The 21023-nt window shown below is 51.4% G+C and carries 24 protein-coding genes and 6 pseudogenes; 9 read left to right on the forward strand and 21 right to left on the reverse strand.

Annotation, left to right across the window (positions count from 1 at the left end; all coding sequences use genetic code 11):
* Positions 1 to 186: 186 nt before the first annotated feature.
* Positions 187 to 789, forward strand: coding sequence for a transglycosylase SLT domain-containing protein (locus AACU19_RS15540; RefSeq protein WP_077629888.1), 603 nt, complete (start codon positions 187 to 189; stop codon positions 787 to 789).
* 295 nt (positions 790 to 1084) lie between these two features.
* Here AACU19_RS15540 and AACU19_RS15545 read toward each other — a convergent pair whose 3' ends face one another.
* The 3 genes and pseudogenes from AACU19_RS15545 to AACU19_RS15555 all read right to left on the reverse strand — a co-directional run.
* Entirely contained in the window at positions 1085 to 1906 is an 822-nt protein-coding gene (locus AACU19_RS15545; protein ID WP_001234475.1) for a DUF932 domain-containing protein, read from the reverse strand.
* Between the two features lie 120 nt (positions 1907 to 2026).
* A pseudogene (locus AACU19_RS15550) lies at positions 2027 to 2313 on the reverse strand (hypothetical protein).
* Positions 2314 to 2345: 32 nt separating this feature from the next.
* Positions 2346 to 2468, reverse strand: a pseudogene (locus AACU19_RS15555) (single-stranded DNA-binding protein); the annotation flags it as partial.
* An 86-nt stretch (positions 2469 to 2554) separates the two neighbouring features.
* Between AACU19_RS15555 and AACU19_RS15560 the strand changes: the two are divergent.
* On the forward strand, positions 2555 to 3064 hold the full coding sequence (locus AACU19_RS15560; protein ID WP_175172334.1) for a hypothetical protein: 510 nt from the start codon (positions 2555 to 2557) through the stop codon (positions 3062 to 3064).
* Here AACU19_RS15560 and AACU19_RS15565 read toward each other — a convergent pair.
* The 8 genes from AACU19_RS15565 to AACU19_RS15600 form a co-directional block, all read right to left on the reverse strand.
* Positions 3034 to 3225, reverse strand: coding sequence for a hypothetical protein (locus AACU19_RS15565; RefSeq protein ID WP_001027495.1), 192 nt, complete (start codon positions 3223 to 3225; stop codon positions 3034 to 3036). The two genes, AACU19_RS15560 and AACU19_RS15565, sit on opposite strands and share 31 nt — an antisense overlap.
* Positions 3222 to 3644 (reverse strand): DUF1380 family protein, encoded by a 423-nt coding sequence (locus AACU19_RS15570; RefSeq protein ID WP_105279158.1) that lies wholly within the window; start codon positions 3642 to 3644, stop codon positions 3222 to 3224. The genes AACU19_RS15565 and AACU19_RS15570 overlap by 4 nt, the downstream gene beginning before the upstream one ends.
* Positions 3645 to 3690: 46 nt before the next feature.
* Positions 3691 to 4116, reverse strand: a complete 426-nt coding sequence (locus AACU19_RS15575) for an antirestriction protein (RefSeq protein ID WP_001198930.1) — start codon at positions 4114 to 4116, stop codon at positions 3691 to 3693.
* Between the two features lie 417 nt (positions 4117 to 4533).
* The gene (locus AACU19_RS15580) at positions 4534 to 5310 is read right to left on the reverse strand and encodes a hypothetical protein (protein ID WP_001005037.1); all 777 of its coding nucleotides are present in this window, start codon (positions 5308 to 5310) and stop codon (positions 4534 to 4536) included.
* Between the two features lie 45 nt (positions 5311 to 5355).
* Positions 5356 to 5910, reverse strand: a complete 555-nt coding sequence (locus tag AACU19_RS15585; RefSeq protein WP_001358893.1) for a DUF1380 family protein — start codon at positions 5908 to 5910, stop codon at positions 5356 to 5358.
* Entirely contained in the window at positions 5804 to 6025 is a 222-nt protein-coding gene (locus AACU19_RS15590; RefSeq protein WP_001104869.1) for a hypothetical protein, read from the reverse strand. Before AACU19_RS15590 ends, AACU19_RS15585 begins: the two co-directional genes overlap by 107 nt.
* Complete coding sequence (locus AACU19_RS15595) at positions 6026 to 6709, reverse strand: DNA methylase (protein ID WP_000085939.1); 684 nt, start codon at positions 6707 to 6709, stop codon at positions 6026 to 6028.
* Between the two features lie 76 nt (positions 6710 to 6785).
* Entirely contained in the window at positions 6786 to 7022 is a 237-nt protein-coding gene (locus AACU19_RS15600) for a hypothetical protein (RefSeq protein ID WP_063117924.1), read from the reverse strand.
* Here AACU19_RS15600 and AACU19_RS15605 point away from each other — a divergent pair.
* Positions 6923 to 7144: an arginase gene (locus AACU19_RS15605; protein ID WP_339379743.1), complete on the forward strand. Its 222-nt coding sequence runs from the start codon at positions 6923 to 6925 to the stop codon at positions 7142 to 7144. The genes AACU19_RS15600 and AACU19_RS15605 overlap by 100 nt on opposite strands.
* Here AACU19_RS15605 and AACU19_RS15610 read toward each other — a convergent pair.
* The 7 genes and pseudogenes from AACU19_RS15610 to ccdA form a co-directional block, all read right to left on the reverse strand.
* Positions 7095 to 7997, reverse strand: a complete 903-nt coding sequence (locus AACU19_RS15610) for a DUF1281 domain-containing protein (protein WP_105279164.1) — start codon at positions 7995 to 7997, stop codon at positions 7095 to 7097. The two genes, AACU19_RS15605 and AACU19_RS15610, sit on opposite strands and share 50 nt — an antisense overlap.
* A gap of 737 nt (positions 7998 to 8734) precedes the next feature.
* Positions 8735 to 9706 (reverse strand): ParB/RepB/Spo0J family plasmid partition protein, encoded by a 972-nt coding sequence (locus tag AACU19_RS15615; protein ID WP_105279160.1) that lies wholly within the window; start codon positions 9704 to 9706, stop codon positions 8735 to 8737.
* Positions 9706 to 10872 (reverse strand): plasmid-partitioning protein SopA, encoded by a 1167-nt coding sequence (gene sopA, locus AACU19_RS15620; RefSeq protein WP_000772446.1) that lies wholly within the window; start codon positions 10870 to 10872, stop codon positions 9706 to 9708. The genes AACU19_RS15615 and sopA overlap by 1 nt, the downstream gene beginning before the upstream one ends.
* A gap of 587 nt (positions 10873 to 11459) precedes the next feature.
* Positions 11460 to 12104 (reverse strand): annotated as a pseudogene (repE, locus tag AACU19_RS15625) (replication initiation protein RepE).
* A 46-nt stretch (positions 12105 to 12150) separates the two neighbouring features.
* A complete protein-coding gene (locus AACU19_RS15630; RefSeq protein WP_105279161.1) occupies positions 12151 to 12957 on the reverse strand; it encodes a site-specific integrase in 807 nt (268 codons plus the stop codon).
* Positions 12958 to 13263, reverse strand: a complete 306-nt coding sequence (gene ccdB, locus AACU19_RS15635; protein WP_001159868.1) for a type II toxin-antitoxin system toxin CcdB — start codon at positions 13261 to 13263, stop codon at positions 12958 to 12960.
* Position 13264: 1 nt separating this feature from the next.
* Positions 13265 to 13483 carry a type II toxin-antitoxin system antitoxin CcdA gene (ccdA, locus tag AACU19_RS15640; RefSeq protein ID WP_000813634.1) on the reverse strand — a complete coding sequence of 73 codons (219 nt, stop codon included), beginning with the start codon at positions 13481 to 13483 and terminating at the stop codon, positions 13265 to 13267.
* A gap of 551 nt (positions 13484 to 14034) precedes the next feature.
* Here ccdA and AACU19_RS15645 point away from each other — a divergent pair.
* The 5 genes and pseudogenes from AACU19_RS15645 (at position 14035) to AACU19_RS15665 (ending at position 16791) form a co-directional block, all read left to right on the forward strand.
* Positions 14035 to 14613 (forward strand): DNA-binding protein, encoded by a 579-nt coding sequence (locus AACU19_RS15645; protein ID WP_339379742.1) that lies wholly within the window; start codon positions 14035 to 14037, stop codon positions 14611 to 14613.
* Positions 14610 to 15230, forward strand: coding sequence for a hypothetical protein (locus AACU19_RS15650; RefSeq protein WP_001248529.1), 621 nt, complete (start codon positions 14610 to 14612; stop codon positions 15228 to 15230). Before AACU19_RS15645 ends, AACU19_RS15650 begins: the two co-directional genes overlap by 4 nt.
* Positions 15227 to 15418, forward strand: a pseudogene (locus AACU19_RS15655) (hypothetical protein); the annotation flags it as partial. The gene AACU19_RS15650 and the pseudogene AACU19_RS15655, both read left to right, overlap by 4 nt.
* A gap of 15 nt (positions 15419 to 15433) precedes the next feature.
* The gene (locus AACU19_RS15660) at positions 15434 to 16015 is read left to right on the forward strand and encodes a DUF2971 domain-containing protein (RefSeq protein ID WP_225890475.1); all 582 of its coding nucleotides are present in this window, start codon (positions 15434 to 15436) and stop codon (positions 16013 to 16015) included.
* Between the two features lie 35 nt (positions 16016 to 16050).
* A complete protein-coding gene (locus AACU19_RS15665) occupies positions 16051 to 16791 on the forward strand; it encodes an abortive infection family protein (RefSeq protein ID WP_000933099.1) in 741 nt (246 codons plus the stop codon).
* 158 nt (positions 16792 to 16949) lie between these two features.
* On the opposite strand, the pseudogene AACU19_RS15670 reads toward AACU19_RS15665, so the two are convergent.
* A pseudogene (locus AACU19_RS15670) lies at positions 16950 to 17645 on the reverse strand (DUF3800 domain-containing protein); the annotation flags it as partial.
* Between the two features lie 757 nt (positions 17646 to 18402).
* Between AACU19_RS15670 and AACU19_RS15675 the strand changes: the two are divergent.
* Positions 18403 to 19380 carry a RepB family plasmid replication initiator protein gene (locus tag AACU19_RS15675; RefSeq protein WP_000361612.1) on the forward strand — a complete coding sequence of 326 codons (978 nt, stop codon included), beginning with the start codon at positions 18403 to 18405 and terminating at the stop codon, positions 19378 to 19380.
* Positions 19381 to 19664: 284 nt separating this feature from the next.
* Here AACU19_RS15675 and AACU19_RS15680 read toward each other — a convergent pair whose 3' ends face one another.
* On the reverse strand, positions 19665 to 20405 hold the full coding sequence (locus AACU19_RS15680; RefSeq protein ID WP_001066942.1) for a tyrosine-type recombinase/integrase: 741 nt from the start codon (positions 20403 to 20405) through the stop codon (positions 19665 to 19667).
* Positions 20406 to 20525: 120 nt separating this feature from the next.
* A pseudogene (locus AACU19_RS15685) lies at positions 20526 to 20660 on the reverse strand (serine/threonine protein kinase); the annotation flags it as partial.
* Between the last annotated feature and the right edge of the window lie 363 nt (positions 20661 to 21023).

Here is a 21023-nt window from a genome sequence, read left to right on the forward strand (position 1 = left end):
CGCGCCAAGTAAATAGATGTTTTCAAAAAAATAGTCATTACTGAATCATTGACAATTCGTGATAGATTCACCATCGAATCTATCACGAATCCCTGCAATATAATTCAAAATTATATAATATAAATACACTTCATTAATTACATGATTTAAAACACAAATCAGCAAAAACTTGTTTTTGCGTGGGGTGTGGTGCTTTTAGTGGTGAAAACCACCAACCTGTTGAGCCTTTTTGCGGAGTGGGTTAAATTATTTACGGATAAAGTCACCAGAGGTGGAAAAATGAAAAAATGGATGTTAGCCATCTGCCTGATGTTTATAAATGAGATCTGCCATGCCACTGATTGCTTTGATCTTGCAGGCCGGGATTACAAAATAGATCCTGATTTACTGAGAGCAATATCATGGAAAGAATCCCGTTACCGGGTTAATGCCATCGGTATTAATCCGGTAACAGGATATGGCAGCGGACTGATGCAGGTAGATTCCCAGCATTTTAACGAACTGGCCCGCTATGGAATTAAGCCGGAACATCTGACAACAGATCCCTGTATGAACATTTATACCGGTGCTTATTATCTGGCAATAGCCTTTAAAAAATGGGGCGTCTCCTGGGAGGCCGTTGGTGCATACAATGCTGGATTCAGGAAGACCGAACGCCAGAACCAGAGACGTCTTGCCTACGCATCAGATGTTTACCGGATTTATACCGGGATAAAAAGCAGTAAAGGTATCCGGATTCCGGCCACGAAGAAATCACTTCCGGAAATTAACAGCGTGCAGAACAATTAATCTTACAGACATTGTCAGATACCGGTTATGCCGCAAAAGCGGCATGGAAGGCCACACACAAAAATATCATATGAGTGACAATACTGACTGGCCGAAACCCCGCGAAGCGGTAACCCATCTTATATATACCCGGTAACTGCGCAGCCTCCTGCCAGACCATTTTTCGCGGGCACAATATTTACAGACAACCGAAAAGCCAGTTGATGAAATTGAGGTATATCAGACGACACAGCGATGCCGAAGAATGATAATATAAGTAAAGTCCCGAAATTTTTTCGGGGCTTTACTTATATTATCATGACTTCCACTTTCTGAACTGTTCGGCAATCACCCACAACGCCTTGTTGATTCTTATATCACCATCAATACCTGTAATGGCTCTTGTCCTGGTATTTTTCCCGGAGGCACTTCGCCCCGATAATCCACCTTTTATCATATTCTCCTGAACCCGCTGCCAGGTTGTCCAGAGATCGTTCTGTTTATCCTCCCAACGACGGGGAGTAATTATTTGTTCAGGCGTCACTGGCGTTTTATTTTCATCTTCATACCTGACCATCAGTGCAGCTCTGCCAAATAAATGTTGCTCGTCACTGTTAAGATGAATTTCTTTCATCGCCTCCATATTATCAGTGACCTTATCAAAGACACCGAGCACTTCATACGCGCCCTCTATAACCTGCCCGACAATATCACCTTTATGTGGAACGCGGATTTCGCCAAAATTATTTCCGCACACCAGGCCATTTGTGCAGACAAAACGAAAAATTCCGGGGATCATCTGATAACTGGATGAACCATCATGTGAATTAAGCAGGATAATTTCAGGAACTTCCTGCCCGTTAATATGCCCTTCCCTGCGAAGACGTAACATATGTTTACTGTATTCGCGACGTCCCAAATCACGAACCCGACTCTGACAGGCAAAGAATGGCTGGAAACCTTCATCACGTAACTTATTGATGATATTGATTGTTGGAATATACGTATAACGTTCACTCCGGGACTCATGTTTATCACCGGAAAATACCGAAGGCACGAACTGCATTAATTCATCATCCGTTAAAGGACGTTCACGACGGATGGAATTATACCGACCAAAACGGGAAGCTAATCGCATAACAGCTACTCCTTTATGAAAGAATAAATTTAATAAAAAATTTTTCCGCTTAATATCATCCCCCCCTGGTCATCATTAACAATGATTGCAACAATCAGGAGGGATATTCATCACATCCGGTCAGCAGATCGCCCGGATATCGAGGCCGGCACGCTTAATCTGACGCAGTAACTGTTTGAAGTGATCGGCTTCCGCAATGTTGATATGGCGGAACTGCGTATCCACACCCCGGCTGAGCGCGTAGCTATAGCTGAAGGCCATCTTTTCCGGGTGGCTTTTGCGATATTTTTTCAGCTCAGTCAGGCTGCTGAATTCCAGGACGTCCCACTCTTCCCCGGTGTTTTTTTCTTCCCGGCAACAAGAAGCGTGTACGACGCGGTGTTAACGTGGATATTTCGGGTACCCATCCTGCTTTCTCCTCTCTCTGGTTTTCAGCCCCCATCATCTTTTTGAGAACCTTCGCCGCAAGGGGCATCACTGCCACGGCCGGAAACGACTGTCCGGGGGCAGACCGCAAAAGTTTTTGCCTGCTTTTGGGCAAAAACTTTTGCGGGATGTACATTTCACCCCTGGACTGGCGGAGACGGTTGTGGCTGTATGAGCCCCCGGCGACAGGGACTCATACGGGTGTGTGGCACCCGGCAGGCAATGAGCAGGGACCCGCCGCAACGACGTGAAGCGCGGTTTGCGAAACGGCGTTGCGCCTTACATCCCGGCGGCCTTTTGCCGGGATGCCGGGAGCGCAGGCCACGGCGCGACAGAGGCGGCGCGACCGGAACGGTCGCTGCAAGCCAGGGTTTCGCGTCAGGGATGGAAGCCCGCCAGGGCGGAGACAGCTTCGCTGGCTCCGTTCACGACAGCCCGCCCCGCCAGGGGGACGCCCGGAAAAGCCATAAGCAGGAGAGGAACGGAAAGAAGAGGAAGAAGAGGAAGAGGAAAAAGAAGAAGAACAGTAACAGGCACGGTAACCACAGAAAAATAACATCAGAAAAAAACATTCCGGACACATCACAAACAGGAAGGGTAACGGGCGACGCGTCAGCGTGGCCCGCTTCCCTTCCGGCAGGCGTCAGCCTGCCAGGGGTTTTCGCGCGGGCTGACAGGCGGCCTCCACCGCCTGCCCTGTATCACCTGTTTCTGCTGCCCTGTAAGATGTAGTGACCGCCCAGGAAAACAGCCTGCTGATTCGCCACAAAATCGCAGATTTCATCAACAATCTGCGCGGTGGTGAGCGGTTTCTGCCCCATTTCACGACGTCGCGCATTAATCACGGCTTTGTAATTGCGCAGAATTTCGCGGGTTTCTGTGCTGATATTCATGACATGTGCTCCCCGTCCAGCGCCTGTAACACAACGTCCATTGCTTCGCGTTCCTCCCTGACGAACGCATCACCGTCGCGCCCGTTCTCACTCCCGACGGCATACAGGCGCTTCATTTCACTGCCTGCCAGCGCCATCACTTTTTCCAGCATCACCGCCGGAACTGTCACCTGACGGCTGGCACGCTTTTCTTCCATCAGCTCACGAACAACGTCGTGAACAATGCTGACATCCGCACCATATTCAAAGGCATCGTCCAGCCGCTGCATGACGGTTTCCAGCTCATCGTCTGACAGGTTCCAGTCCTGGGCTATGTGGCGCACATCCCCACGGGTCAGCACCACGGCAAAAACGCATTCACTGTCCGGCACGTCTGTATCCAGTACATCGCGGATGATTTCTTTAACAGTACAGTACATGTTCTCGTCTCCTTTACAGGGGCGGCATTGCCGCCCCGTCCGTTAATCAGTCCAGTGCCGCGTAAATCGCGTTGCATTCAGGGTGAAATTCGATGTGACGCCACAACTGCGCATCGCGCATCCGGTAAAGCTGGGTCAGTCCTGCATCACCGCTGTCGTGGTACAGCCACAACTGGCGGTTAATCACAAGGGAAGTCAGAATGATGCCGCAGGCATCAGCACTCACGGTACGGTCAAACCAGTTTGCACCGTTCACCATGTGGAAACGGTCGCCATCCGGCATCATGTAACCGCCACCGTCCGGCAGGCGGATGAAGTGCCAGAAGCCTCCCTGATATTCCGGCATCATTTTTTGCGCCAGCGCGTACACATACGCCTCGGCATACAGAAAATCGTTGCCAAACAGGTAAGGCAGAAAGGAGAGACGGTCGCACTCTTCAACATTCAGAGTGACAGGTTTCGCATATTGCATGATGTTTTCCTCCGTTGTTCACATATTCCGCGACACCGGGCGGTGCCGTGCCTCCAGAAAAGCCGGGCGATAAGGCGGGGATGCACAGGGCGCAAGAGAAGCCGCAGCCTGACGCACACGGCTGACGGGAGTTGCAGGGTGAGGCCGCGAAACCTGAGCGGGCGAACGACCGGAAAATCACGGCAGACGGGAAGGAGGGACCGGGTGACCGCAGCGGCGAAGCGTACCCTTGCATCAACGCCAGCCCGGCTAAGATGGAGGCACGGCACCGCCCGCACACGACGCTGAGGCCACATAACTGAAAAACCACAAGGCCATGCCCTGCATGGCCGGGTAAAGCGGAGCCGGCGGCGACTTCCTTTGTGCTCTGTCCGGGGACCGGCAGGAAAAAGGCGGGGATTTACCCCGCCAACGTCATCATTTCCGGATTTTTGCCAGGGCATCCGCCATGCTGCGGATTTCGTTCCGGGCTTCCCGGACCACCTCCCGCAGAACACCACGGTCAAACCACCGGCGGGGCGGTTCATCCGGTATACGCAGCACATCGCAGGCCAGCCCACTGGACAGGATATGTTCAATACAATCGCTGACCAGATACATTTCCACCGCCGAAAAACGTGCGCCCCGGTTCAGGATGGCATCGAGCACCACGGGCAGGTTTTCGTCGTCCTCATCGAGCCAGCAGGGGTGATCGCTTTCCTTCACGACCAGGCGAAAGCGGCGCGTCTGGCGGGTCAGTAACGTCTGACCGGTGGTGGTCAGCGCCGCCCGGATACGCCGCGTATCTTCTGCCACCCGGCAACTGACACTGCGTACCGCATCGCGCACCGCCGCAAGTACAGCCCTGATTTCGTCTTCGGTCAGCCATTCACCGGCATACGGAAAAGACACCTGCGTTCCGTCTGCCGGAAGCACCGGCAGCGACTGCCACTGACTGCCGGATAGAACAAGTTCCGCTCCGGTTCCGGTCAGTTTCTGAATGGCGGAGGCCAGGTGCGGCGGCAGTACGCCGCCGTGGCGGTTAACGAGTAACGTCGCCAGCCGGGGCGCATCCAGCAGAACATAAATGCTGATCCAGCCCGGATACTTCGGGTTACGCTGGTCGACATCCGTCTCTTCCGGCCAGCCCTGCGCCAGCAGCAGGTTACGGGCGTGACGACAAATCAGTGCGTTCAGCGTTGTGTTTTCGTTCATGATTAATCGTTCTCCCTGTATCGCCGCCCGCAGGCGGCGATAACATCAGCCGTTTTCGTGTGTGTTGTTTTTCAGCAGGATGCGGGCCTGATTAACCACCGCCTGACGGCGGGTAACGCATTCCGGGACGGCGAGGCCGTAATCACGGGCGGCCCATTCACGTTTCCACAGTGCCTGTTCGGCGGTCTGAATCAGGGACGCCAGCAGTTCAGCCGGGACGGTCACCTGGCGGTTTTCGCTCACGTTGCTGATAATCTCCATCGCCGCGGCAGAAGAAATACCGGACTCAATTCGCTGGTCTTCCGGGATGTCCTCCAGGCGCGCCAAGACGGTCCTGATTTCAGGATCGGACAGGGAAATATCCATTCCGTCAGCGAGGGCCTGAATCTCTTCCGGGGACCAGATAACCAGCATCAGCGGTGTATATCCCGGATACTTTGCTGCCAGCTCCCGGCATAGCGTTTCGCATGTTCCGTACATTCTCGTCTCCTTCTCAATCTTTAAAGCACGCATCCAGTTCCAGAATTTCGGTATACGCCTCCATGAACAGGCGATTGGCGCGATACAGCGTCTGGCGTGCCAGGCGTTCAACAAGCACATCGGAATCAAAGCGACAGCGATGCTCCATATCGTTCAGCCTGGCCCGAAGGTCACACATGGTGTTGGCCACCTCCGCCACGTCGGCGCGAAGTTTTTCATGTCCGGCATAGTTCATTTACGCAGCCTCCGGCATAAACCAGTCATCATTTGCGGCCCCCTGCTGCATGGCCCGCTGTACGGCAGCCAGACGTTGCTGTCCGGCACGGTGATACTGTTCAAGCAGCTCGATACCGATATACCGGCGTCCGGACTGAAGGGCGGCCACACAGGTTGAGCCGCTGCCTGCAAACGGGTCCAGCACAATCGCGTTCGGGTGTGTGAAGCTCTCAATCAGTGGTTGCAGGCTGGTAACAGGCTTTTCCGTCGGGTGATGACGATTGCCTGAATATTTCCAGCCCAGCACGTCGGGCAATGGCTTCTGAGGCAGCGCCGGACGCCCTTTTGCCAGGATGTAAGCGCATTCGTGGCGATAGCCCACATATGCGGCCTTCGAAGTGTAGGTTTTGGTAAACACCAGGTGGCCAACCACGCTGAATCCCGCATTTTTCCAGGCGGCCATAAAGCGATCGACGCGGTTCCAGCCATAGAAGCTCACCATCAGCGCATCTTTTTTCAGCACGCGGTACATTTCATTACAGGCCGGTTGCAGCCATTCATCGGTTTTATCGCCGGCGATGGTACGCCCCTGACGGTCACGGAAACCGACGAGATATGGCGGGTCGGTGAGGATGAAATCGACAGCATTGCCCGGAAACGTGGCCATAACACGCACGCAGTCACCCTGGATAAAACGGGACATAACAGCACTCCTTCTCTTACAGAGGGCACCGGGAGGGCGCCCCTGTGGCGCCCGTTCCCCGCGGCCTGTGGGCTGTTCACCGCGTCCGGTAACGGGTCAGGCCGACCGTGGAATATCGCAGCCGTCGTCTTTTTGACGGCGAGAATATGCCGCGAAAGCGGCTTGAAGGGCGTTCATCAGAAAAGGGCGACGGGCTGGCGTACACTGTCACCGATGCCAGCCGGGAGCGGTAAAAGCGCCCGTCCCGTGCCCGGCCGGACGCGGGACACTGACCACAGGCAGCGTTCCTGCCGCGCCGCGTCAGCCGGCGCAGTAAAAAGAGGAGCCCGGCGACATCCTTTACCGGAAAAGAAACGGGCGGTTGCCCGCCCGTCTCCGTCATACTTCATCCACCGTAATGCGCCACCTTGTCGACTATCCACTTCGGCGCGGTGACTTCCGGCAGCTCATCATCATCTGTCGGGGAAGACCATTCCAGTTCCCCCCACAGCACATCAACAAGCTCTCCACGCTCATACAACTGCCAGCCACAGAAATTGCAGCCCTGCTCGGCGTACCAGTGCTCCAGCATGCAACTGAAACGGCGGCTTAATACTGCAATAACGTCGCTTTCCGGCTGACACCACGGCGTGTCGAAATCAACCTGAATGAAGTTGTCTCCCTGACTGCTGATATTCACCTCATACCCACAAGGCCACTTCACGCCATACTGTTCCGTATACCAGTGATATGCAGAAGGAACACCGTTCAGAACACCACCGTTAAAGCCATTCACTTCAACATCCAGGCGAGTGGACAGAACCGTCAGCAGGTCAAACGGCATGGTTTTTTCCGGCAGGACGTTGTCACACAGACGGTTCCACCACACCGATACATCCTCGTTACTCCAGATGTCGCACCAGTCACCTCTTTTTGGGGTGAAAAGAGCGGTAATGCTTTCCCTGGCATCATCCGGTAATTCTTCCCAGCGACGCCGGCCAGTACCGCTCTGCAGCCAGAGTTCATGCAGCATCAGGCAGTTTTGCTCATCCAGAAGTACACCGTCCTGCAGGTGTGTCAGCCAGCGGGTGAACGCGATATTCTCCGGCGATACAACGCCACGCCCGGCAGCCGTCAGTCCGGGGCATGGTTCAAACCGCACATCTTCAGTGGTCTGCAGAAGTCCGGCACTTCCGGCCAGAAACAGCTGAATACCTTCATTTGTGGCGCGGCGATAAAGCGGTGTGACTGCACCGCTGGCCAGTCGTTTAATCTCAGCGATCTGTGCCGGTTCACCAGAAAAATACATACGATTCGAGCACCAGTTTGGCATGGGAATTCTCCTCTCACATGCGGCCTCCATCAGGCCGTGCCGCACCTGTAACCGGGCGACCGCATACGAATGCAGGTGCGGCCCCGAAGCCGCAGCGCGTGGAGGAGGAACGACGAAACGTGACCGGGTGAGGAGGCCGGCGACAGCGACACACTTGCATCGGATGCAGCCCGGTTAACGTGCCGGCACGGCCTGGGTAACCAGGTATTTTGTCCACATAACCGTGCGCAAAATGTTGTGGATAAGCAGGACACAGCAGCAATCCACAGCAGGCATACAACCGCACACCGAGGTTACTCCGTTCTACAGGTTACGACGACATGTCAATACTTGCCCTTGACAGGCATTGATGGAATCGTAGTCTCACGCTGATAGTCTGATCGACAATACAAGTGGGACCGTGGTCCCAGACCGATAATCAGACCGACAACACGAGTGGGACCGTGGTCCCAGACTAATAATCAGACCGACGATACGAGTGGGACCGTGGTCCCAGACTAATAATCAGACCGACGATACGAGTGGGACCATGGTCCCAGACTAATAATCAGACCGACGATACGAGTGGGACCGTGGTCCCAGTCTGATTATCAGACCGACGATACAAGTGGAACAATGGGCCCAGAGAGAATATTCAGGCCAGTTATGCTTTCTGGCCTGTAACAAAGGACATTAAGTAAAGACAGATAAACGTAGACTAAAACGTGGTCGCATCAGGGTGCTGGCTTTTCAAGTTCCTTAAGAATGGCCTCAATTTTCTCTATACACTCAGTTGGAATACGAGACCTGTCCAGGTTAAGCACCATTTTATCGCCCTTATACAATACTGTCGCTCCAGGAGCAAACTGATGTCGTGAGCTTAAACTAGTTCTTGATGCAGATGACGTTTTAAGCACAGAAGTTAAAAGAGTGATAACTTCTTCAGCTTCAAATATCACCCCAGCTTTTTTCTGCTCATGAAGGTTAGATGCCTGCTGCTTAAGTAATTCCTCTTTATCTGTAAAGGCTTTTTGAAGTGCATCACCTGACCGGGCAGATAGTTCACCGGGGTGAGAAAAAAGAGCAACAACTGATTTAGGCAATTTGGCTGTGTTGATACAGCGGGTAATAATCTTACGTGAAATATTTTCCGCATCAGCCAGCGCAGAAATATTTCCAGCAAATTCATTCTGCAATCGGCTTGCATAACGCTGACCACGTTCATAAGCACTTGTTGGGCGATAATCGTTACCCAATCTGGATAATGCAGCCATCTGCTCATCATCCAGCTCGCCAACCAGAACACGATAATCACTTTCGGTAAGTGCAGCAGCTTTACGACGGCGACTCCCATCGGCAATTTCTATGACACCAGATACTCTTCGACCGAACGCCGGTGTCTGTTGACCAGTCAGTAGAAAAGAAGGGATGAGATCATCCAGTGCGTCCTCAGTAAGCAGCTCCTGGTCACGTTCATTACCTGACCATACCCGAGAGGTCTTCTCAACACTATCACCCCGGAGCACTTCAAGAGTAAACTTCACATCCCGACCACATACAGGCAAAGTAATGGCATTACCGCGAGCCATTACTCCTACGCGCGCAATTAACGAATCCACCATCGGGGCAGCTGGTGTCGATAACGAAGTATCTTCAACCGGTTGAGTATTGAGCGTATGTTTTGGAATAACAGGCGCACGCTTCATTATCTAATCTCCCAGCGTGGTTTAATCAGACGATCGAAAATTTCATTGCAGACAGGTTCCCAAATAGAAAGAGCATTTCTCCAGGCACCAGTTGAAGAGCGTTGATCAATGGCCTGTTCAAAAACAGTTCTCATCCGGATCTGACCTTTACCAACTTCATCCGTTTCACGTACAACATTTTTTAGAACCATGCTTCCCCAAGCATCCCGAATTTGCTCCTCCATCCACGGGGACTGAGAGCCATTACTATTGCTGTATTTGGTAAGCAAAATACGTACATCAGGCTCGAACCCTTTAAGATCAACGTTCTTGAGCAGATCACGAAGCATATCGAAAAACTGCAGTGCGGAGGTGTAGTCAAACAACTCAGCAGGCGTGGGAACAATCAGCACATCAGCAGCACATACGACATTAATCGTGCCGATACCCAGGTTAGGCGCGCTGTCAATAACTATGACATCATAGTCATGAGCAACAGTTTCAATGGCCAGTCGGAGCATCAGGTGTGGATCGGTGGGCAGTTTACCTTCATCAAATTTGCCCATTAACTCAGTTTCAATACGGTGCAGAGCCAGACAGGAAGGAATAATGTCAAGCCCCGGCCAGCAAGTGGGCTTTATTGCATAAGTGACATCGTCCTTTTCCCCAAGATAGAAAGGCAGGAGAGTGTCTTCTGCATGAATATGAAGATCTGGTACCCATCCGTGATACATTGAGGCTGTTCCCTGGGGGTCGTTACCTTCCACGAGCAAAACACGTAGCCCCTTCAGAGCCAGATCCTGAGCAAGATGAACAGAAACTGAGGTTTTGTAAACGCCACCTTTATGGGCAGCAACCCCGATCACCGGTGGAAATACGTCTTCAGCACGTCGCAATCGCGTACCAAACACATCACGCATATGATTAATTTGTTCAATTGTATAACCAACACGTTGCTCAACCCGTCCTCGAATTTCCATATCCGGGTGCGGTAGTCGCCCTGCTTTCTCGGCATCTCTGATAGCCTGAGAAGAAACCCCAACTAAATCCGCTGCTTCACCTATTCTCCAGCGCCGGGTTATTTTCCTCGCTTCCGGGCTGTCATCATTAAACTGTGCAATGGCGATAGCCTTCGTCATTTCATGACCAGCGTTTATGCACTGGTTAAGTGTTTCCATGAGTTTCATTCTGAACATCCTTTAATCATTGCTTTGCATTTTTTTATTAAATCTTGCAATTTACTGCAAAGCAACAACAAAATCGCAAAGTCATCAAAAAACCGCAAAGTTGTTTAAAATAAGAGCAACACTACAAAAGGAGATAAGAAGAGCACATACCTCAGTCACTTATTATCACTAGCGCTCGCCGCAGCCGTGTAACCGAGCATAGCGAGCGAACTGGCGAGGAAGCAAAGAAGAACTGTTCTGTCAGATAGCTCTTACGCTCAGCGCAAGAAGAAATATCCACCGTGGGAAAAACTCCAGGTAGAGGTACACACGCGGATAGCCAATTCAGAGTAATAAACTGTGATAATCAACCCCCATCAATGATGACGAACTAACCCCCGATATCAGGTCACATGACGAAGGGAAAGAGAAGGAAATCAACTGTGACAAACTGCCCTCAAATTTGGCTTCCTTAAAAATTACACTTCAAAAAGTATGAGAAAATCCATGCAGGCTGAAGGAAACAGCAAAACTGTGACAAATTACCCTCAGTAGGTCAGAACAAATGTGACGAACCACCCTCAAATCTGTGACAGATAACCCTCAGACTATCCTGTCGTCATGGAAGTGATATCGCGGAAGGAAAATACGATATGAGTCGTCTGGCGGCCTTTCTTTTTCTCAATGTATGAGAGGCGCATTGGAGTTCTGCTGTTGATCTCATTAACACAGACCTGCAGGAAGCGGCGGCGTAAGTCAGGCATACGCTGGTAACTTTGAGGCAGCTGGTAACGCTCTATGATCCAGTCAATTTTCAGAGAGACGATGCCTGAGCCATCCGGCTTACGGTACTGACACAGGGATTCGTATAAACGCATGGCATACGGATTGGTGATTTCTTTTGTTTCACTAAGCCGAAACTGCGTAAACCGGTTCTGTAACCCGATAAAGAAGGGAATGAGATATGGGTTGATATGTACACTGTAAAGCCCTCTGGATGGACTGTGCGCACGTTTGATAAACTAGGGAAAAGATTCATAGCCTTTTTCATCGCCGGCATCCTCTTCAGGGCGATAAAAAACCACTTCCTTCCCCGCAAAACTCTTCAATGCCTGCCGTATATCCTTACTAGCTTCCGCAGAGGTCAATCCGAATATTTCAGCATATTTAGCAACATGGATCTCGCAGATACCGTCATGTTCCTGTAGGGTGCCATCAGATTTTCTGATCTGGTCAACGAACAGATACAGCATATCCACTCAGTTCCACATTTCCATATAAAGGCCAAAGCATTTATTCTCAGGATAATTGTTTCAGCATCGCAACCGCATCAGACTCCGGCATCGCAAACTGCACCCGGTGCCGGGCAGCCACATCCAGCGCAAAAACCTTCGTGTAGACTTCCTTTGAACTGATGGACTTATGTCCCATCAGGCTTTGCAGAACTTTCAGCGGTATACCAGCATACAGCATGTGCATCGCATAGGAATGGCGGAACGTATGTGGTGTGACCGGAATAGAGAACGTCACACCGTCAGCAGCAGCGGCGGCAACCGCCTCCCCAATCCAGGTCCTGACCGTTCTGTCCGTCACTTCCCAGATCCGCGCTTTCTCTGTCCTTCCTGTGCGACGGTTACGCCGCTCCATGGGTATTTTCAGTGTTGCCACCATCGTCTGCAGCTGGCTGACGTACCAGGAGTCAGAGAGCGGAACCAGCCGGTGAGTCTGCTGACCGGCGGGCATTCTCCCCGCCGTCCTGGCAGCTTTTTCGGTCCGTTGTTTCAGGGTCGCAAGCTGCACAAACGGATACGGAGGCGCAAGCGAAAAATCCCCCCGCGTCAGCGCCAGTGCTTCATTAATGCGTGCTCCGGTGTTCCACAGTGTGGCCAGCAGCATCTTGCGGTGCAGATCCGGGACGTAATGGAGCAGGGCACTCACTTCCGGAGCCAGCAGATATTTTGGCAGTTCATCATGGACCATCGACATCTGGCGAAGTGCCAGAGCTGCCGGATAATCAATGGCAACAGGCAGCGATGCAGGCTGTCCGGCAGAATACACTGCCGGTACCATGACTGCAGACTGGCTGTGTATAACGGAGCCTGACATTTATATTCCCCAGAACATCAGGTTAATGGCGTTTTTGATGTCATTTTCGCGGTGGCTGAGATCAGCCACTTCTTCCCCGATAACGGAGACCGGCACACTGGCCATATCGGTGGTCATCATGCGCCAGCTTTCATCCCCGATATGCACCACCGGGTAAAGTTCACGGGAGACTTTATCTGACAGCAGACGTGCACTGGCCAGGGGGATCACCATCCGTCGCCCGGGCGTGTCAATAATATCACTCTGTACATCCACAAACAGACGATAACGGCTCTCTCTTTTATAGGTGTAAACCTTAAACTGCATTTCACCAGTCCCTGTTCTCGTCAGCAAAAGAGCCGTTCATTTCAATAAACCGGGCGACCTCAGCCATCCCTTCCTGATTTTCCGCTTTCCAGCGTTCGGCACGCAGACGACGGGCTTCATTCTGCATGGTTGTGCTTACCAGACCGGAGATATTGACATCATATGCCTTGAGCAACTGATAGCTGTCGCTGTCAACTGTCACTGTAATACGCTGCTTCATAGCACACCTCTTTTTGACATACTTCGGGTATACATATCAGTATATATTCTTATGCCGCAAAAATCAGCGCGCAAATACGCATACTGTTATCTGGCTTTTAGTAAGCCTTATGTATTTTACCTTTCGTTATGTTAACCAATAAAAATTAAAATCTGCCTTATAAAAACAAAGCGTAATTACCGCATTCCCGTTTCGTATGGATCCGACTTTATTTGAATAAACGACTTTCCGGAAGTGTACCACCTGAGAAAATCATCATATCGCTGTTTTCCGCCCCTGCGCGGCGCATCACAGTCCAGAGATACAACACAACATATAGTGCCATGGGCAACTGAATGAGGCACTGCATGCTGTGCTGACGGGATGTAACGCTGTGCGGAGGGAGAGGAAGATCCGTAACCACCAGAAACCGGATCTGACCAGGAAAAGAGAAAGAGTGTATGTAAGTTCTGTACTGTATGTATGGTATGTATGAATTGTATTGTATGTATTGTGTATTTTTCATACCGGGCATACGATGGCGCCATTCCCTGAGAAACCGGAGCCAGACCATGACATCCCTCTCCCCGGACACCGTCCGCCGCATTGAAGATGCCGCCGCCGCCCTGATCGCCGCCGGCACCCCGAACCCGACCAACGAGCAGGTCCGTCAGCACCTCGGCGGCGGCTCCCTGTCCCACATCTCCCCGGTGATGCGCGCGTTCCGCGCCCGCCAGCGCGAGCAGGCCACGCCCCTGCCGCCGGAGCTGGCGCAGCTGCTGACCGGCCAGCTGGGGCTGCTGTGGCAGGCGGCCGTGAAACAGGCTGAAGCCGGGGCCCTGGCGGCGCGCGAGCAGGCCGACGACGACATTGCCCGGGCCGACAAGGAGCGGGATGAGGCGCTGGCGAACGTGGCCGCGCTGGAAAGCGAGCTGGCGGTGCTGCGCGAGGTGGTGGCCGAACGTGACCGCCTGCTGCAGGAGGTACGCGAGCTGCGCGCGGAGGCGCTGCCGCTGCGCGAGCAGGTGGCCCGCCTGACCGCCACCGGCGAACACCTGGCGGCGGAGCTGAAGGAAGCCCGGGAGGACGGCCGCCAGCTTCAGACCGAACTGCTGGCTCTGGCCCGCCAGGACGGGAAGGTGAAGAAATGAGACAGGAAAGAGTATTACGTATAAAGGCATTTCGACGGGCACTGGAGCTTGGTGGCGGTGAACGGGCTGACGGGTGTCGTCATTTTCCCCGCTGGAAAACGGAACTGAGGAATTTCCCGCACAGCAGCTGCGATTTAGCCAGCAATACTCTGGCGTACTACCTCAAGGAACGAGAGAGATGCCATCCGTGCATCATTTTTATGGAAGGGAACGCTGGCTTTCATGAAGCGGAAAACTCAACAGTTCACGGGCATGTCATCGTATTGCTGGACGGAGAGTACATCGATTTGACGCTGGATCAATTCGACGAATATCCGGACTACATTCCTTACGAACCTGTCGAATCTGACGGGCAGATTGGTAAGCTGTTGCGTAATATCATGAAGCATGAGGACCCGGTAAAAACCCGCCAGATTGATCTCGATGGTGGCGAAGAGCTGTATGCCTGGTTACGCGATACCGCCGACGAAGTGCTGGCAGCAGATCCGGAATGGCAGGCCCGGGAACGGTCGATAGAAGAAGCAAGGGAAGCCGCTATTACGGTGTTCCCGTTTCTGTCTGACGTGCAAAAAACTGAGTGCGAACAGGGCCCGGACAGTCAGGAGGCTGCCAGATGAAGATTTATCATTACACTGACCTGAACGGCCTGAAGGGCATCATCGAATCAGGCTCACTGTGGGCGACGCACTTTTCCTTTCTCAATGACAGTAATGAGCTGAGTCACGGCATGAACTGCCTTGAGAATGCCCTGCAGTACCTGAGGGACGACTTTAACCCGAAAACCCTTAAGTTCATCGAACAGGCACTGACGCACTTCAGAATGCACCGGGCAGCTCACGTCTATAACCTTTCGTTCTGTCTCGAACCCGACCTGTTAAGCCAGTGGCGGGGTTATGGGAGCTCTCAGGGCGTGTGCCTGGAATTTGATGATGAAGAGCTGCTTGCCTCGCTGGAATTAACTCATTATCAGGTGTTTAAAAACCGGGTACTCTATACCAAAGAGGATTCCACGGTTGAAGCCCGGAACGAAATCCTCGCCTTCTTTCGTCAGCCACATGTTCAGGCGGCAATAAATGCAGATGTAATGCATGAGATGATTCAGGCAACCAGACTGGCACACAGCCTGCCGCCTTTTTTCAAGAATGACGGTTTCAAAGAGGAGCAGGAGTTCAGGATGGTAATCCTTCCGGACAGCCCTTTTGAGGGTGTCAATTTTCGTGTCAATGACAGCGGTCTGGTACCATATCTGATCATTAAAGCAAAAGACAAGCTGCCACTGACAAACGTCAGAATTGGTCCCCGCAGTAACAGAGCAATGATGATGGACGGGATTTCATTCCTGTTGCAGAGCAGGGGGTATACCAGTACACGGATTTCGTTTACTGAGACGCCGTTCCGGTAAATTCAGTTAAGAAGCACAAACTTCTAGGGATCAGTATGTTGAATAAAGTTTCACAAATTAATTTGGCCAAAATACTGGCTGAAAAATTTAACGAAGGTGACTGGCAGGAGCTGTTTGCTGTTACAGATTGTGAAGACGTTCCGGAAGGACTAAATCAATTCTACCGGCATGTTCACTGGGACAACCCTGAGCTGAAAGGGGTGGCCATCGCTGCCATAGAAAGCACTCTGGCCAGGGACGCTGATAATCTTTCTAAGATCTGGGCGCTGGATAATGTTCAACGCTTTATCAGCATTGCCAATACTGAGTTATTCAATGAAATAAAGAACATTGTGAATCAGAACGGGCAAAGAAATGTTTCGGCAGCACCAGTGAAAAATGTAAATGAAAACATTTACCAGGCCTTAGAAGATGCGGAAGTGTTGCTTAAAAATAATGGGCCACACCGGGCATATGATCGTGTTCATACAGCTCTTCATGCTTCATTAAGACAAATGTGTGCCAACCATGGAATTGCGACCAATAGTACAAATGATAATGTTCCAGGCTTGCTTTCCCTGATAACTGCACATCTCAAAGACCTGCCTGATGATGGAAGAAATGAAGATGTGTTTAAAATGTTGAGATCATCTGCCGCAATACTTCATGGGATCAATAACCTGCGTAACAATTACAGCATGGCCCATCCTACTGAAACTTTGCTGAATGAAGCCGATGCCCGTTTTGCCATAAATCTGGTTCGTTCCATCATGACTTATGTTGATGAGTTGCTTTAGTTTTAATAAAAATATGAGACTCACAGCGAACAGATAGAACTTCAACGAAGAAGTGAAGTACGGCCTGAATTTCGAGCTCTGGCCCTCCGGAAGATGCCGGACAGACGCATCATCCTGTCGCGGCCGCTTCCATTTTTGTGTGTACTCAACCTGCCGGATCAGGATGGCGGCAGGATTTGCACCCGATGTTCCAGCCGCCTTGCCTCTTCCTGATCCCGGTATTCCCTCGCCTTTTTCATCATTTCTGCCGTTGGCTCCTGCAGTTTGTCCAGAAACTCCTTAGATCGTTTAGCCACCGACTGAAGGGAGACACTGTCCGTCCTGCCGGTATTGCGATTGGTGTAAACCAGGCGGGAACAGATACCGCGCAATACGAACTGAAATCCAACCATATTGGGCATGATCTGCAGCTTTTGTTTACCGGTTTTGCAGTTATATCCCAGTTCGTCAAAGTGGGTCATCGCCCAGGACAACGCATCGGTAATCAATTCAATGTAACGGCGGTCCCCCAGGGTATGAACGCGCGCAAGCAGCTCACTGCAGGCCTCACTGAACAGAGATGAGGACCTTCCATCATGGGCTTCGAGGCGGGCACGCCACGCTTTTTCAGCCAGTTCATTATCGAACAGGCTTGCCAGATTCAGTAGCAGCGGGTAACGAAAGGGGGTCCAGTAGGCAACCCTGGGCACTGCAGGATTCATCCCCTGCTCGAAGAACGAAATAATGGAGTGATCCCGTTTAACGACCTGCCAGACATCAAACCGTATCCGGTGCTTCTTCTGCAGGACAAGCAGCGTATCAACCACCTCATCAAGGCGGTGCATGCCAAGCTCTGCGGCGTGCAGACGCTGTACTTGTCAACGCCACGATCTTTGACCGTCTTATATCGACAGAGTTATCCGGCATGGTGTCAATCCGTTCACAATTTTTCCATCGGAGCAGCCTACCACCGGTGATAACCAGACTTTGCCTGTAGTTTGTATACACAATCCCTGGCATTGAAACACGCATATGAGGTGTACTTCGGAATATGACCGTGCGCTCAGGAAGTACGGCAGATTCCGTCAAAAATTACCTGTAAAGACAGACTTCAGAAAAAACAGTGCTCGCCGCAGACCGGTGACCGGGCGAAGCCCGCGAACCGGCGAGGAAGCGCAATATATCTGTAGTTACAGTGAGCAGGTACGCCCTGAAGCCTTCATAATCGGTAGTGTACGTTGTTTTTCTGGAATGATTTATCCACATATCCAGAGGCCCGATCCAGTAAACAGATCCATGAATGATCAACAAAGGATCCATTAAAGATCCCCATATCGCTGTCAACCTTGTCACTCATGGGCCGGGACCACGTTCACATAAGCGGTGGCATGTTATGGATAAACTGTAACAGGTTCATGATAAGCTGTATTCAGTAATGCATATACTGAAGTAAGTTAATGACATAAACTATGGTCAGTACGCCAGACTCAGTTGTTAAATACAGACTGCAGGTTTTTCTTCAGTCAGTTGACGGGGTTCTGACACACGATTTTCTGTTTATTCTTTTACTGTCCACAGGCAGGAGGCTTTCTGGAAAACGAAAATTCAGACATCAAAAAACTGTTCGGCGAGGTGGATAAGTCATCCGGTGAACTGGTGACACTGACACCAAACAATAACAACACCGTACAACCTGTGGCGCTGATGCGTCTGGGCGTTTTTGTACCGACCCTTAAATCACTGAAGAACAGTAAAAAAAATACACTGTCACGTACTGATGCCACGGAAGAGCTGACACGTCTTTCCCTGGCCCGTGCTGAGGGATTCGATAAGGTTGAGATCACTGGCCCCCGCCTGGATATGGATAACGATTTCAAGACCTGGGTGGGGATCATTCATTCCTTTGCCCGCCATAACGTGATTGGTGACAAAGTTGAACTGCCTTTTGTTGAGTTTGCAAAACTGTGTGGTATACCTTCAAGCCAGTCATCCCGCAGGCTACGTGAGCGCATCAGCCCTTCCCTGAAGCGCATTGCCGGTACCGTGATCTCGTTTTCCCGTACCGATGAGAAGCACACCCGGGAATACATCACCCATCTGGTACAGTCAGCCTACTACGATACTGAACGGGATATTGTTCAGTTACAGGCTGATCCCCGCCTTTTTGAACTGTACCAGTTTGACAGAAAGGTCCTTCTTCAGCTTAAGGCGATTAATGCCCTGAAGCGACGGGAGTCCGCCCAGGCACTTTACACCTTTATAGAGAGCCTGCCCCGGGATCCGGCACCGATATCGCTGGCGCGGCTGCGTGCACGCCTCAATCTGAAGTCTCCTGTATTTTCCCAGAACCAGACGGTCAGACGGGCAATGGAGCAGCTGCGCGAGATTGGATATCTTGATTACACGGAGATCCAGCGGGGGCGGACAAAACTCTTCTGCATTCACTACCGGCGTCCCCGGTTAAAAGCACCGAATGATGAGAGTAAGGAAAATCCGTTGCCACCTTCACCTGCGGAAAAAGTCAGTCCGGAGATGGCGGAGAAACTTGCCCTGCTTGAAAAACTGGGCATCACGCTGGATGACCTGGAAAAACTCTTCAAATCCCGCTGAACATAAACTGTAGTCAGTGAAGAGCGCTCCTTTACTGACTACAGCTTATATTAACCGGTGCAGTGAGTGGTCTGCTCACTGCAGTTTATATCCTGTTTCCTGCAGTGCTGTCTGTAGCTGAGCTGCCATCTGCCTGTCCCTTACGTAAGTGATCCCGTAACCTGATGCTGAGGCATTGCTCCCTTCATAAAACATGACTTACTCACTACAGCTTATATACATACTCCAGCTTATGTTATGTCTGTTCTGCTGACCACAGCTTATATAAGGAAGCGCGTATGCCGTCACCTCAGGGGAGGCAGTGTACGCAGGATCTCCGCAGCATCCCGCCCGTCACCTGTGAAAGGCACTGCCAGCGTGGCAGCCATATCCAGTGCAAACACTCTGGTATAAACCTCCATAGAACGTGGATCCCTGTGACCAGCCAGTGCCTGGATGACTTTCCGGGGCTGGCGGTGATAGAGCATGTGCATGATATAGCTGTGCCGGAAGGTGTGTGGTGTGACCGGAATCGAAAAGTGTACTCCGTCAGCTTCGGCCCGTCTGACAGCCTGCTTCAGCCAGTTGCGCATGGTTTCGTCGGTCACGGCCCATAATGGTTCACGACGACGGGGCCGGGTGGTGATCATCCAGCTTTCCATCTGCCTGACATAGCTTATATCCGTCAGCGGAACCAGGCGGACTTCATCTTTTGGCGGGCGTCCGCGTCGCGCACGCACTTTTTCGGACAGGATCCGCACAAACGGTCTTACTCCATCCAGGTCAAATGATTCCGGTGTCAGCATCCGGGCTTCGCCAATACGCATTCCGGTATTCCAGAGGGTGGCGAACAGCATATGGTGACGCTGATCCGGCATATAGAAAAGAAGGGCACTCACTTCCGGGGCCAGCAGGTAGGCCGGTGTGGCCCCTGTGGAAGTGGCCATTCTTCTCAGGGAGAGCGCTGTTGCAAAATCCACCCCCGGCGCAATGGGTAACAGGGAGACGCGTTCTGGTGAATTCTGCAGGGGAATGACATTGTTCATGAGTTATTTTTCACGTAGCACACGCACTGTTTATGGATACAGGTATTCTGACCTGAACGCCCGGATCCTTCCACGACAATAAATCGCAGCGCGCGGATCCTTTTGTTTGCTTATCACGCATTATTGCGGGTAAAACCAAATACGTAAAGGTACGTTTTGCAGCAGGGATCCCGTATTAAGCCAGTCGTGGCGCGGGCTGAGGGCTGGTTTGCCGTTTTTGGGAGAATTGGGGTAATGCCAGGATGAATGGGATCGGAGAAAACAGAGAAAGGGAACAGAAAGGGAGAAGGTGCACCACGTGTATTCTGGCCCGGGACGTCACCGTCCCCCTGACAGTTTGACTTTACACAGGAAGGTTGCAGACTCAGCATAATGACTGATTTATATGCAATCCTGTCCATGATTAATATAAATCATAATAATGATTATGCAGAAAATCACTTTCGATAAGATTTATATAATTACTACATTTCCATATAACATTTTCCGCATAAAATAAGAAAACATATGTAACTAAAATGTATCAAGGCTGAGATATGATATTAGTGCCTTATTCATTGCCTGATATCCTCTTTCCGTAACCTGCATGTACATGAATCTTACTCATGATTGCGACTC

This window comes from Escherichia sp. MOD1-EC4550 (assembly GCF_963876935.1).
Lineage (GTDB): Bacteria > Pseudomonadota > Gammaproteobacteria > Enterobacterales > Enterobacteriaceae > Escherichia > Escherichia coli_F.